At 70.4% G+C, this 12,448-nt stretch carries 11 protein-coding genes and 1 riboswitch; of the genes, 6 read left to right on the top strand and 5 right to left on the bottom strand.

The genetic code is table 11. From position 1 onward, the window contains the following. Positions 1 to 53: 53 nt before the first annotated feature. Positions 54 to 141: riboswitch (cobalamin riboswitch) on the bottom strand. An 86-nt stretch (positions 142 to 227) separates the two neighbouring features. Next, entirely contained in the window at positions 228 to 743 is a 516-nt protein-coding gene (locus DEJ50_RS21880) for a GNAT family N-acetyltransferase (protein ID WP_150209648.1), read from the bottom strand. Between the two features lie 78 nt (positions 744 to 821). Between DEJ50_RS21880 and DEJ50_RS21885 the strand changes: the two genes are divergently transcribed. Continuing rightward, positions 822 to 1,406, top strand: coding sequence for a Uma2 family endonuclease (locus DEJ50_RS21885; protein ID WP_150209649.1), 585 nt, complete (start codon positions 822 to 824; stop codon positions 1,404 to 1,406). Between the two features lie 64 nt (positions 1,407 to 1,470). Here DEJ50_RS21885 and DEJ50_RS21890 read toward each other — a convergent pair whose 3' ends face one another. The 3 genes from DEJ50_RS21890 to DEJ50_RS21900 form a co-directional block, all read right to left on the bottom strand. Further along, complete coding sequence (locus tag DEJ50_RS21890; RefSeq protein WP_150209650.1) at positions 1,471 to 1,668, bottom strand: YbdD/YjiX family protein; 198 nt, start codon at positions 1,666 to 1,668, stop codon at positions 1,471 to 1,473. Beyond that, positions 1,665 to 3,818 carry a carbon starvation CstA family protein gene (locus DEJ50_RS21895; RefSeq protein WP_150209651.1) on the bottom strand — a complete coding sequence of 718 codons (2,154 nt, stop codon included), beginning with the start codon at positions 3,816 to 3,818 and terminating at the stop codon, positions 1,665 to 1,667. Before DEJ50_RS21895 ends, DEJ50_RS21890 begins: the two co-directional genes overlap by 4 nt. Positions 3,819 to 4,014: 196 nt before the next feature. Beyond that, positions 4,015 to 4,779, bottom strand: a complete 765-nt coding sequence (locus DEJ50_RS21900) for a GntR family transcriptional regulator (RefSeq protein WP_150209652.1) — start codon at positions 4,777 to 4,779, stop codon at positions 4,015 to 4,017. 292 nt (positions 4,780 to 5,071) lie between these two features. On the opposite strand from DEJ50_RS21900, the gene DEJ50_RS21905 reads away from it, so the two are divergent. The 4 genes from DEJ50_RS21905 (at position 5,072) to DEJ50_RS21920 (ending at position 9,887) form a co-directional block, all read left to right on the top strand. Continuing rightward, complete coding sequence (locus DEJ50_RS21905; protein ID WP_150209653.1) at positions 5,072 to 6,358, top strand: extracellular solute-binding protein; 1,287 nt, start codon at positions 5,072 to 5,074, stop codon at positions 6,356 to 6,358. 112 nt (positions 6,359 to 6,470) lie between these two features. Further along, entirely contained in the window at positions 6,471 to 7,496 is a 1,026-nt protein-coding gene (locus tag DEJ50_RS21910) for a carbohydrate ABC transporter permease (RefSeq protein ID WP_150209654.1), read from the top strand. A gap of 65 nt (positions 7,497 to 7,561) precedes the next feature. Then, entirely contained in the window at positions 7,562 to 8,380 is an 819-nt protein-coding gene (locus DEJ50_RS21915) for a carbohydrate ABC transporter permease (protein ID WP_411757688.1), read from the top strand. A gap of 7 nt (positions 8,381 to 8,387) precedes the next feature. Next, positions 8,388 to 9,887 carry a glycoside hydrolase family 3 protein gene (locus tag DEJ50_RS21920; RefSeq protein WP_150209655.1) on the top strand — a complete coding sequence of 500 codons (1,500 nt, stop codon included), beginning with the start codon at positions 8,388 to 8,390 and terminating at the stop codon, positions 9,885 to 9,887. A gap of 179 nt (positions 9,888 to 10,066) precedes the next feature. On the opposite strand, the gene nagB is transcribed toward DEJ50_RS21920, so the two are convergent. Beyond that, a complete protein-coding gene (gene nagB, locus DEJ50_RS21925) occupies positions 10,067 to 10,852 on the bottom strand; it encodes a glucosamine-6-phosphate deaminase (protein ID WP_150209656.1) in 786 nt (261 codons plus the stop codon). A gap of 287 nt (positions 10,853 to 11,139) precedes the next feature. On the opposite strand from nagB, the gene DEJ50_RS21930 reads away from it, so the two are divergent. Beyond that, positions 11,140 to 12,195 (top strand): SIS domain-containing protein, encoded by a 1,056-nt coding sequence (locus tag DEJ50_RS21930; protein WP_150209657.1) that lies wholly within the window; start codon positions 11,140 to 11,142, stop codon positions 12,193 to 12,195. The last annotated feature ends 253 nt before the right edge of the window (positions 12,196 to 12,448 follow it).

The raw sequence follows: 12,448 nt of genomic DNA on the forward strand, positions 1-12,448 counted from the left end.
CGAGGCCCGGACGATTCGGCACCCGACCGGTCGGTCTGGGCGCACCGTCGGCAGGTGCTCGGACTTGCGCGCCCCTTCCGGCCTGGCGAAAGGTGCACTTCATACCGTTGCGGGACAGTTCCGGATTCGCACCGGATTCCCCTGCGGCGACAGCAGGGATGAGCATACATGTGGGGGGCCGTTGATGCGTGACCCCCCACATGTTGTGTCCGTGTCGGTCGGCGTGGTTACTGTCCCGGCGCGTTCAGTTCCAGTGCGTAGGTGAGCAGCGGCACGGTGGGCAGCGGGGCCCAGTCCCGTTCGGGGGTCCGTATGAAGCCCAGCCGCTCGTAGATCCGGTGCGCCGCGGGGCTCCCCGGCTGGGTGGAGAGCACCAGCCGCCGCACCCCTTCCAGGGCTCGGGCCCGCTCGATACAGGCCCGCACCAGGGCCTCGCCGGCGCCCCGGCCGCGGCCCGCCGGGGCGACCGCGAGCATCCGGAATTCGGCCTCTCCCGGCCCCGCGATATCGGCCAGCCGGCTGCCGGGCGAGGCGAAGGTCACCCCGCCGAGCAGCCGCCCGCCGAGCTCGGCCACCAGCACCTCCCCGTCGGCGGCCCGCCCCGCGACGTCCCGCAGCGCGTTCTCGTAGGCGTTGTCGTCTCCGTTGTCGTCGAGCAGCCCGTCCCCGAGGTAGGCCTGCGCGGTGATGTCACCGAGCTCGGCGTAGTCGGCGGGGAGCGCCTTCCTGATCACGATGTCCATGGGGTCGAGTGTGCGCGACGGGTGTCGGTGGGCGGCGCTATCGTCGGAGACAGCACCGTCGAGGAAGGCGAGCGAGGCATGAGCGTCATGGCCGAACGTCCCCAGATCCTGACCGAAGAGTTCGAAACCCTCGCCCGTATAGCCGCCCGCGAGGTAGAGGGGTTGAGGCTGGAGTTCATCGACGGAAAGTTGGGGGTCAAGGCGGTGGCGGACTCGGACCACGCGCTGATCATCGAGTGGTTGACCCGGATCTGCATGCAGCACCGGCCAGAGTTGTGGCTCTACGGCGAGCAGGGGATCAAGGTCGAGCAGTATCGCCAGGGCCGGGCCAAAACGGACGGGGCGTTGGCACCCAGCGGTTCAATCGGCGGGCAGGGCGATTGGGTGGACCCGACCCCGGTCCTGATGGTCGTGGAGGTGACCTCTTACGACTCCGACACCGATGCACGAGACCGCAAGGAGAAGCCGCGTGCCTACGCCCAGACCGGCATTCCCGTCTATCTCCTGATCGACCGGGACAACGGCCTGGTCGTCGTCCACAGCGAGCCCGACGGCCAGCGGTACGAGACCGTGCGCACCGTCCCCTACGGCAGGGACGTCGAGCTGCCTGACCCCGTCGGCTTCTCGTTCTCGACCGAGCCACTCAAGGACTGGGTGCGCTGACCTGCAACCGCGCAGGGCCCCGCCGGGGAACCGGCGGGGCCCTGCGTGGGTACGGGTACGGGGCTCAGCAGCAGCGGAAGCCCTCGCGGGGGTCCGCCTCGCGGGCGTCGACCCGGGCCCGCTCGAAGGCGCGGCGGGTCATGACCTCGGCCGCCGGGTCGTGCGTCCGTGCGTGCGCGACATAGCGGTCGTACGCCGCCTCGCCCGAGAACTCCCGTACGAAGTACCGGACCCGGGCGAACAGCCGCCGCGCGGAGCTCATCCCACCGGCTCCTTGACCTTGCCGCCGCCCGAGTCCAGGCCGGCCGCCATGAGCTCCGCCCGCTCCTCGGGCGTCGGGAACATCCCGGCCGGGGCGACGATCTTCGACTCGGACCACGGGACCTCGGACAGCTTCACCGACTCCGGCCGGGCGATGGCCTTGAAGCAGGTGCGGGCCGCGTCCGCCAGCACCACCAGGATCAGCAGCGCGAACAGCGCGCACAGCACCCCGTCCACGGTGGAGTTGAGGACCACCGTGTGCATGTCGTCCATGGACTTGGCGGGCGCCAGCACCTTCCCGGCCTCGATGCCGTCCTGGTACTTGTCGCGCTGGGCGAAGAAGCCGACCTTGGGGTCCTCGGAGAAGACCTTCTGGTAGCTCGCGGTGAGGGTCACCGCCGCGTCCCACACCAGCGGGACACCCGTCACCCAGGCCCACTTGAGCCGCCCGGACTTCACCAGCAGGGTGGTGCAGACCGCCAGGGCCACCGCGGCCAGCAGCTGGTTCGCGATGCCGAACAGCGGGAACAGCTGGTTGATGCCGCCCAGCGGGTCCTTGACGCCGACCCAGAGGAAGTAGCCCCAGCCGCCGACCACGATGGCACTCGCGAACCACACGCCAGGCTTCCAGCTGACGTTCCGGAAGGACTTGTGCACATTGCCGAGGGTGTCCTGGAGCATAAACCGGCCCACCCGGGTGCCCGCGTCCACCGTGGTCAGGATGAACAGCGCCTCGAACATGATGGCGAAGTGGTACCAGAACGCCTTCATCGAGGAGCCGCCGATCACGGCGGAGAAGATCTCCGACATTCCGAGTGCGAAGGTCGGCGCGCCACCCGTGCGGGAGAGCAGACTGGCCTCCTCCACGTCCTTGGCGGCCTGGGTCAGCGCCTCCGGGGAGATGGCGAAGCCGAAGTTGGTCACCGCCTGGGAGGCCGACTCCACGGTGGTCCCGATGGCCCCGCCGGGGGAGTTGATGGCGAAGTAGAGCCCGGGCTCCAGGATGCAGGCCGTGATCACCGCCATCACGGCGACGAAGGACTCGGTCAGCATCGCCCCGTAGCCGATCATCCGGACCTGGGTCTCCTTCTGGATCATCTTCGGGGTGGTGCCCGAGGAGACCAGGGAGTGGAAGCCGGACAGGGCGCCGCAGGCGATGGTGATGAAGACGAAGGGGAACATCGAGCCGGCGAAGACCGGGCCGTCGCCGCCCGCGGCGAAGTCGGTGACCGCGGGCATCTTCAGCGTCGGCATCGCGATGACCACGCCGAGGGCCAGCAGCGCGATGGTGCCCACCTTCATGAAGGTGGAGAGGTAGTCCCGGGGCGCGAGCAGCATCCAGACCGGCAGGACCGAGGCCAGGAAGCCGTACCCGATCATCCAGAGGACCAGGGTCTCCTTCTCCAGGGTGAAGGTGCCGGCCAGCGAGGACTCGGCGACCCAGCCGCCCGCGACGATGGCGAGCAGCAGCAGGGCCACACCGATGACGGAGACCTCGGTGACCCGGCCGGGCCGCAGGACGCGCAGGTAGAAGCCCATGAAGAGGGCGATCGGGATGGTCATGCCGATGGAGAAGACACCCCACGGCGAGTGCGCCAGCGCATTGACGATGACCAGCGCGAGCACCGCCAGCAGGATGATCATGATGGCGAACACGGCGATCAGCGCGGCGGCACCGCCCACCGGGCCGATCTCGTCCCGGGCCATCTGGCCGAGGGAGCGGCCGTCGCGCCGGGTGGAGAAGAACAGCGTGACCATGTCCTGGACGGCGCCGGCGAAGATCACACCGGCGACGATCCAGATGGTGCCGGGCAGGTAGCCCATCTGTGCGGCGAGCACCGGGCCGACCAGCGGGCCGGCCCCGGCCACCGCGGCGAAGTGGTGGCCGAACAGCACCCGGCGGTCGGTCGGATGGAAGTCGACACCGTTGTCAAGCCGTTCGGCGGGGGTGGCCCGGGTCTTGTCGACCTTCAGCACCCGGTTGGCGATGAACCGCGAGTAGAAGCGGTAGCCGATCGCGTACGAGCCCAGCGCGGCGGCCAGCAGCCAGGCGGCCGAGATCTCCTCACCGCGGGAGAGCGCGAGCACACCCCAGCCGATGGCCCCCACGAGTGCGACGAGCACCCAGATGGCGACCGACTGGGGCGTCATGCGGCGTTCGGGGCCGTTCGCCCCGACTGCGCCTGATTCCCCGTCTGTTCCTGTTGTCCCGACTGCTGCTGTTGATGGCGGTTCCGACACGGTGTTCGTCCCCTCGTTGATCATCTGCGTGAGCGCAGGAATCTACGGGGACCGTCCCGGTGAACGTAAGCCCCCGTCCGCAATCCGGTCGAGAGTCAACTACGAATCAGACAGCGGGGCGCTTGAGTCGGGCAACGAACTTGTATCGATCGCCCCGGTAGACCGAGCGGACCCATTCCACCGGCTCGCCGTCGGCGTCGTAGGAGTGCCGGGAGAGCATCAGCATCGGCAGGCCGACGTCGGTGCCGAGCAGCCCGGCCTCGCGCGGGGTGGCCAGGGAGGTCTCGATGGTCTCCTCCGCCTCGGCGAGGTGTACGTCGTAGACCTCGGCCAGGGCGGTGTAGAGCGAGGTGTACTTGACCAGCGAGCGGCGCAGGGCCGGGAAGCGCTTGGCCGAGAGGTGGGTGGTCTCGATGGCCATCGGCTCGCCGCTGGCCAGCCGCAGCCGCTCGATCCGCAGTACCCGGCCGCCGGTGGCGATCTTGAGCAGCCCGGCCAGGGTGTCGTCGGCGGTGACATAGCCGATGTCCAGGAGCTGGGAGGTCGGCTCCAGGCCCTGGGCTCGCATGTCCTCCGTGTAGGAGGTGAGTTGGAGCGCCTGGGAGACCTTCGGCTTGGCGACGAAGGTGCCCTTGCCCTGGATGCGCTCCAGCCGGCCCTCGACCACCAGCTCCTGCAGGGCCTGCCGGACCGTGGTGCGCGAGGTGTCGAACTCGGCCGCGAGGGTGCGCTCCGGCGGCACCGGCGTGCCGGGTGGCAGCGTCTCGGTCATCTCGAGCAAGTGCCGCTTGAGCCGGTAGTACTTGGGCACACGGGCGGTGCGAGTGGCTGCCCCTCCGTCCGGCTCCGTGAGCGCCCCTTCGGTGGCCATTGCCGCCCGCCTTCCCGACTCCAGTTTCGTTGCCGTCACCGGCTCCTCCGTTTTGTGCGGTCACATCGTGACACGTGCCGGAGGGCGGACCCCGCCCCTCCCCCAGGTGTCGGTCCGGTAACGGACCGAGCACTCGTTTATTAGACCCTTGACACCCCTAAAGGTCTAGGCCAAGCTCCCGGTACTGGTCTACACCAATCATTGACCAGATCCCAGCCCCACAGGCACGACTTGGCGTATGTCATCGCGGCGGGCAAGGGAAGTGCAAAGCAGCATCCCTGAGGAGGGTGGCGTGAAGCGCAAGCTCATCGCGGCGGTCGGTGTCGCGGGCATGGTTGTCGGCCTGGCGGCGTGTGGCGACGGGGGAGACGACAAGGGCGGGAAGACCGACGCGAACGGCAACAAGGAGATCACCGTCTGGGTGATGGACGGCTCCGCGCCCGACGCCTGGATCGCCGAGGTCAACAAGGAGTTCGAGGCCAAGCACCCCGGCACCAAGGTCAAGGTCGTGGTCCAGCAGTGGAAGGGCATCCAGGAGAAGGTCACCACGGCCCTCTCCGAGGACACCCCGCCGGACGTCATCGAGCTCGGCAACACCCAGACCGCCGGCTACGCGGTCACCGGCGGCCTCGCCGACCTGACCGGTGACAAGGCCAAGCTCGGCGCCGACGCCTGGTCCAAGGGCATGCTGCCGTCCGCCGAGGTCGACGGCAAGCTCTACTCCGCCCCCTGGTACGCCGCCAACCGCGTCGTGGTCTACGACAAGAAGGCGTACGCCAAGGCCGGCATCACCCCGCCGAAGACCCGCGACGAGTGGATCGCCGGCCTGGAGAAGCTGAAGGCCTCCGACCCGGGCACCCAGCCGATCTACCTCCCGGGCCAGAGCTGGTACGTCCTCGCCGGCTTCATCTGGGACGAGGGCGGCGAGCTCGCCGTCAAGGACGGCGACAAGTGGAAGGGTCAGCTCGGCACCCCCGCCGCCAAGAACGGCATGGACTTCTACAAGAAGCTCCAGGGCTTTTCCACCGCCCCCAAGGACAAGGACGAGGCCACCCCGCAGCAGTCCACCGACATCGTTCCCAAGGGCGGCGTCGCCTCCTGGATCGGTCTCGGCTGGGAGGCCGCCGGTGCCGAGAAGGCCCTGAAGGAGGCGGGCAAGGAGGCCGACTTCGGTTTCTTCCCGATCCCGGGCAAGACCGCCGACAAGCCGGGCGCCACCTTCCTCGGCGGCTCCAACCTCGCCGTCACCGAGCGCTCCAAGAACAAGGACCTCGCCAAGGAGTGGCTGGCCCTGGCCGCCGGCAAGGACCAGATGACCAAGTACGCCGCCGAGCTCAAGGGCGCGCTCCTGCCGAACCAGGAGGCCTCGTACTTCAAGGCTCCGGCCGGCTCCTTCGCCGAGGCCATGGCCCAGGGCGCCGTCTCCGGCAAGATCACCCCGATCACCCCGGGCTGGGCGAACGTCGAGACCGAGCCGAACCCCATCAAGGAGTTCATGACCAAGGTCCTGAAGGGTGAGGACGCCGTGAAGGCGGGCGAGGCGGCCGACAAGGAAATTGCGAGCCGCATCAACAAGTAACACCACCCGCAGGGCAGCAGGACACGCACCGGGGGGTACGGCAGGCGCCCGCGCGCCCGCCGTGCCCCCGGTCGCGCATTGACGAAACAGTCAACCGCGAGGAAGCCACATCATGACCGTGCACTCCCAGGGAGCGGCGACCGGCGCTCCAGAGGACGCACCACCGAAGTCCGCCGGAAGGCCGACGACCCCGCCGCCGGCCAAGCCCGGCCACCCTGTCCAGCCGTCTCCTCGCGGGGGCCGAAGGTCGCTCCCGTCGGGCTGGCTGCCGTACGCGCTCGTCGCGCCGGCCGTCATCAGCATCGCGGGACTGCTGCTCTACCCGCTGTTCAAGAACCTGCTGCTGTCCTTCCAGCAGGTCAACAAGATCGAGCTGATCCAGCGCAAGGCGCCGTTCATCGGGCTCGACAACTACACCCAGCTGCTCGGCGACTCGCAGTTCTGGACCGTGGTGGTCCGGTCCTTCGTCTTCACCGCCGTCAACGTCGCCCTGATCATGATCCTGGGCAGCCTGATCGGCATCCTGCTCAACCGCCTCGGCAAGAAGATGCGCCTGGTCCTGTCGCTGGCGCTGGTGATGGCCTGGGCCATGCCTGTCGTCGCCTCCGTCACCGTCTTCCAGTGGCTCTTCGACGAGCAGTTCGGCGTCGTCAACTGGCTGATGCGCACGCTCGGCTTCGCCGGCTACGAGCAGCACAACTGGTTCGAGACCGGCACCTCCACCCTGGTGATCATCGCCATCCTGCTGGTCTGGGGCTCCGTCCCGTTCGTCGCCCTCAACATGTACGCCGGCCTCACCACGGTCGGCGCCGAGCTGTACGAGGCCGCCAAGATGGACGGCGCCAACGGCTGGCAGACCTTCTGGCGGATCGTCTTCCCGAGCCTGCGCCCCTTCTTCCTGGTCACCACCTTCCTCGAGGTGATCTGGATCTTCAAGGCGTTCACCCAGGTCTACGCGATGCGCTCCGGCGGCCCGGACCGGGCCTCCGAAACCCTCCCGGTCTTCGCCTACATCGAGGGCCAGGCCCAGCAGCACTACGGCCTCGCCGCCGCCATCTCCATCCTGACGATCCTCATGCTCGTGGTCGTCATGTCCTTCTACTTCCGCCTGATCCTGAAGCAGGAGGATGAGCAGTGAGCCCGCAGACCCAGCAGACCCAGCAGACCCCGCAGCCCCGGCAGGTCCTGCGCAAGCGCAAGCCCCTGCGCCCCGCAGCCGTCGCCAAGAACCTCGGCGCCCTGCTCCTCGCCGCGGTCTTCGTCTTCCCGGTGTACTGGATGTTCTCCTCGGCGCTGAAGCCGTCGAGCGAGATCCTCACCAAGGACCCGGTCTTCTTCTTCGTCCCGACCTTCGACAACTTCACCACCGCCACCGGCGTCGACCTCTTCTGGACCTACGTCCAGAACAGCCTGATCGTCACCGTCTGCGCGGTGCTGCTCGCCCTGCTCGTCGCCCTCGCCGCGAGCTTCGCGATCGCCCGGATGAAGTTCAAGGGCCGCAAGGGCCTGGTGCTGGCGGTGATGATGGCGCAGATGGCCCCCTGGGAGGTCATGGTCATCGCGATGTACATGATCGCCCGCGACGCGGACATGCTGAACAGCCTCCCGCTGCTCACCGCGATCTACTTCGTGATGGTCCTGCCCTTCACCATCTGGACCCTGCGCGGCTTCATCGCCGCCGTCCCGGTGACGCTGGAGGAGGCCGCCCAGATCGACGGCTGCACCCGCGGCCAGGCCTTCCGCAAGGTGATCTTCCCGCTGCTCGCCCCCGGCCTGATGTCCACCTCGCTCTTCGGCTTCATCACCGCCTGGAACGAGTTCGCGATGGTCCTGATCCTCAACAAGGACAAGAGCGCCCAGACCCTGCCGCTGTGGCTCACCCAGTTCCAGACCGCCTTCGGCAGCGACTGGGGCGCCACCATGGCCGCCTCAACGCTGTTCGCCCTGCCGGTCCTGCTCGTCTTCGTCTTCCTCCAGCGCAAGGCCGTCGGCGGGATGACCGCCGGCGCCGTGAAGGGATAACGGCACCATGACTGTCCTTGCGCACCGCGTCGACTCGGTCACCCGCGACGCCCTGGCCGTCCTCCAGCCCGGCTTCGAGGGCACCACCGCCCCGGACTGGCTGCTCCGCCAGGTCGGCGAAGGCCTCACCGCCGTCGGCCTGTTCGGCCGGAACATCGCCTCCCCGGAGCAGCTCGCCGCGCTCACCGCGCAGCTGCGGGCCGAGCGGGAGGACGTACTCGTCGCCATCGACGAAGAGGGCGGCGACGTCACCCGCCTGGAGGTCCGGGACGGCTCCTCCTTCCCCGGCAACCTCGCGCTCGGCGCCGTGGACGACACCGAGCTCACCCGGGAGGTGGCCCGCGAACTGGGCCGCCGGCTCGCCGAGTGCGGGGTGAACCTCAACTGGGCCCCGTCCGCCGACATCAACTCCAACCCGGACAACCCGGTCATCGGCGTACGGTCCTTCGGCGCCGACACCGACCTCGCCGCCCGGCACACCGCCGCGTACGTACGGGGTCTCCAGGCCGTCGGCGTCGCCGCCTGCACCAAGCACTTCCCCGGCCACGGCGACACCAACGTCGACTCGCACCATGCGCTGCCCCGCATCGACGCGGACCTCGACACCCTGTACGCCCGCGAGCTGGTCCCCTTCAAGGCGGCCATCGCCGCCGGCACCAAGGCCGTGATGAGCGCGCACATCCTGGTCCCGGCCCTGGACCCGACCCGGCCCGCCACCCTCAGCCCGCAGATCCTCACCGGCCTGCTGCGCAAGGAGCTCGGCTACGAGGGCCTGATCGTCACCGACGGCATGGAGATGAACGCCATCGCCGGCACCTACGGGATCGAGCGCGGCTCGGTACTGGCGATCGCCGCCGGAGCCGACGCGATCTGCGTGGGCGGCGGACTCGCCGACGAGGCGACCGTACTGCGCCTGCGCGACGCGCTGGTGGAGGCCGTACGCGAGGGCAGCCTGCCCGAGGAGCGGCTCGCCGACGCAGCCGCCCGGGTGCGGGCCCTCGCCGACTGGACCCGGCGCTCCCGGGCAGCCGTGGCGCCGGGCGCGCACCAGGAGGGGAGCGCGCCCGGCGCGCCCGGCATCGGCCTGGCCGCGGCCCGCCGCGCGGTCCGCGCCACCGGCAAGCCGGTGCACCTGTCCCGTCCGTATGTGGCCACGCTCGCCCCGGTGGCGAACATCGCCGTGGGGGACGAGACCCCGTGGGGCGTGGCGGCCGAGCTGGCGGCGCTGGTCCCGGACACGGCCTGGGCCCGCTTCGCGGAGGGCTCCCCGGCTGCGGAGATCCTGGCCGCCGCGGCGGACCGCACCCTGGTCGTCGTGGTCCGCGACGCGCACCGCCACCCGTGGATGACCGAGGCCCTGGACGCGCTGGTCGCGGCCCGGCCCGACACGGTGGTGGTCGAGATGGGCCTGCCGCGCGCGGAGCCGCGCGGGGCCCTGCACATCGCCACGCACGGCGCCTCGCGCGTCTGCGGGCGAGCGGCGGCGGAGATCATCGCAGGGGTGTGATCTGCGGCCCGCCCGGCGCGGCGCCCCCGGACCCGGTCGCCCGGTCCGGGGGCGCCGCGCTGTGTCCGGCCCAGGGTCCGGGTTCCGGGGGACGTGCGGGAACGCGAAGGGCCGGGCTCCCCGAGGAGAGCCCGGCCCCGTGCGGCGCCCCGCACCCCGTTCCGGTGCGGCGCGCCGGCCTACAGTCCCTGCCAGGCAGGCTTGTTGGCGTAGGTGTGGCGGAAGTAGTCCGCGAGCTTCAGCTTCGAGGCCGCGGCCTCGTCGACGACCACCGTGGCGTGCCGGTGCAGCTGCAGCGCCGAGGCCGGCACCAGGGCCGACAGCGGGCCCTCGACGGTCTGCGCGACCGCCTCGGCCTTGCCCTCGCCGGTGGCCAGCAGCACCAGGTGGCGGGCGTCCAGGATGGTGCCGATGCCCTGGGTGATGACGTGGTGCGGCACCTGCTCCAGGTCGTTGTCGAAGAACCGGGCGTTGTCGACCCGGGTCTGCTCGGTCAGCGTCTTGATCCGGGTGCGGGAGGCCAGCGAGGAGCAGGGCTCGTTGAAGCCGATGTGCCCGTCGGTGCCGATGCCCAGCAGCTGGAGGTCCACCCCGCCGGCCTCGGCGAGCGCCCGGTCGTACGTCTCGCAGGCGTCCACGATGTCCGCGGCCGAGCCGTCCGGCCCCATGAAGGAGTCCTCGGACAGACCGAGCGGCTCCACCACCTCGCGGAGCACGACCGCCCGGTAGGACTCGGGGTGTCCGGCCGGCAGGCCCACGTACTCGTCGAGCTGGCAGATCCGGGCGCGGGAGGCGTCGACCTCGCCGCGCTGCACCTTGGCGGCCAGCGCCTGGTAGATCGGCAGCGGCGTCGAGCCGGTCGCCACACCGAGCAGGGCGTCGGGCTTGCGGCGTACCAGGGCGGCCATGGCCTCGGCTATGAGCTCGCCGCCCGCCTTGGCGTCCGGGACGATGACAACTTCCACGCTGGGCCTGCCGATCTGGAGAGAAAGTCCGGTTGTGGTATAGACCAATCTAGCAGAGCCGGGCCCGGCCGGGAGGTGCTTCGGCCGCTGCTCCCATGGTGGTCCGGATCGGTTGCCCCGGCCTCCCGGCCGAGCAGCTGCGGCGGTGGTGCACGGGGTGCGGCACAGGGGTGCGGTGCGGGGTGCGGGGGTGCAGCGTGCGGTGCGCGGGGCCAGACTGGTGTGCGTCCCCTCGATCCGGTACTCGACCCGGGACGGGTCCCGCCGACCCGCCGGAGGTGCGCACCATGTCCGGAGTGGAACGGCCCGGCAGCATCATGGCCGCGGAGATCGCCCAGCAGCCCGGGGTGTGGCGGCGCATCCTCGACCAGGGCGCCCCGGCCGCCCACGACACGGCCCGGGCCATCGCCGCCCGCAGTCCCCGGTTCGTGCTGCTCTCCGCCCGGGGCAGCAGCGACCATGCCGCCCTCTACGCCAAGTACCTGCTGGAGATCGGCCACGGCCTGCCCTGCGGCCTGACCTCGATGTCCACCATCACCGCATACGGCGCCCGGCCTCGGCTGGAGGACGTCCTCGTCATCACCGTCAGCCAGTCCGGCGGCTCACCGGACCTGATCACCTCGACCCTGGCCGCCCGGACGGCCGGCGCCCTCACCCTGGCCGTCACCAACAACCCCGACTCCGGGCTCGCCGCCGTCTCCGAGTACCACCTGGACATCCTGGCCGGCCCGGAGCGGGCGCTGCCCGCGACCAAGACCTACACCGCCTCCCTGCTGACCCTCTGGCTGTTCACCGAGGCGCTGCGCGGGGCCGACGGCGCCGGGCCCGCCCGGGTGCTGCCCGGCCTGGCCGAGGGGGTCCTGGAGCGGCGCGAGGAGGTCCGGGCCCTGGCCGCCCGGTACCGGTTCGCCGAGCGGATGGTGGTGACCTCCCGGGGCTTCGGCTACCCCACCGCCCGGGAGGCGGCCCTGAAGCTGATGGAGACCAGCTACCTCGCCGCCCTCGCCTACTCCGGCGCGGACCTGCTGCACGGCCCGCTCGCCATGGTCGACAACATCTCCCCGGTCATCGCGGTGGTCACCGACGGCCGCGGCGGCGAGGCCCTCCAGCCGGTGCTGGACCGGCTGCGCGGGCGCGGTGCCGATCTGTGCGTGATCGGCCCGAAGGCCCGGGTGGATGCCGCCTCGGCCGGGTTCGCCCTGCCCACCGAGGACGTCCCCGAGGAACTGCAGCCCCTGCTGGAGATCCTTCCGCTCCAGCTCCTCGCGTACGAGGTGACCATCGCCCGGGGGCACGATCCGGACGCGCCCCGTGCCCTGGCCAAGATCACGGAGACCCACTGATCCGGTGGTCCAGACGGCCCGGATGGGCCCGGAAAATCCTCAGGGCCACGGTGCCGGGACGGGACCCTCAACCCGTCCGGCACCGCAGCCCGGAGTATGGCGGCCGGCGGGTGTGCGGTCCCGGCGGCCGGCAGGAGGGGCCTGCGCGGTCAGGGCAGAACGCGCCGGGCTTCCCTCGATCCGTCCTCCTGTGCGGGGAGGGCGGAAGCTTTGGTATCGATTGTGGACTAGACCAATCTGTTCTGTCCATCCA

It is taken from the genome of Streptomyces venezuelae (genome assembly GCF_008642295.1).
Classification (GTDB): Bacteria; Actinomycetota; Actinomycetes; order Streptomycetales; family Streptomycetaceae; genus Streptomyces; species Streptomyces venezuelae_C.

Excerpts from the sequence above, each read along its gene's own strand:
- DEJ50_RS21880 (WP_150209648.1), bottom strand. The coding sequence starts at position 743 with ATGGACATCGTGATCAGGAAGGCGCTCCCCGCCGACTACGCCGAGCTC.
- DEJ50_RS21885 (WP_150209649.1), top strand. The coding sequence starts at position 822 with ATGAGCGTCATGGCCGAACGTCCCCAGATCCTGACCGAAGAGTTCGAA.
- DEJ50_RS21890 (WP_150209650.1), bottom strand. The coding sequence starts at position 1,668 with ATGAGCTCCGCGCGGCGGCTGTTCGCCCGGGTCCGGTACTTCGTACGG.
- DEJ50_RS21895 (WP_150209651.1), bottom strand. The coding sequence starts at position 3,818 with ATGACGCCCCAGTCGGTCGCCATCTGGGTGCTCGTCGCACTCGTGGGG.
- DEJ50_RS21900 (WP_150209652.1), bottom strand. The coding sequence starts at position 4,779 with ATGGCCACCGAAGGGGCGCTCACGGAGCCGGACGGAGGGGCAGCCACT.
- DEJ50_RS21910 (WP_150209654.1), top strand. The coding sequence starts at position 6,471 with ATGACCGTGCACTCCCAGGGAGCGGCGACCGGCGCTCCAGAGGACGCA.
- DEJ50_RS21920 (WP_150209655.1), top strand. The coding sequence starts at position 8,388 with ATGACTGTCCTTGCGCACCGCGTCGACTCGGTCACCCGCGACGCCCTG.
- DEJ50_RS21930 (WP_150209657.1), top strand. The coding sequence starts at position 11,140 with ATGTCCGGAGTGGAACGGCCCGGCAGCATCATGGCCGCGGAGATCGCC.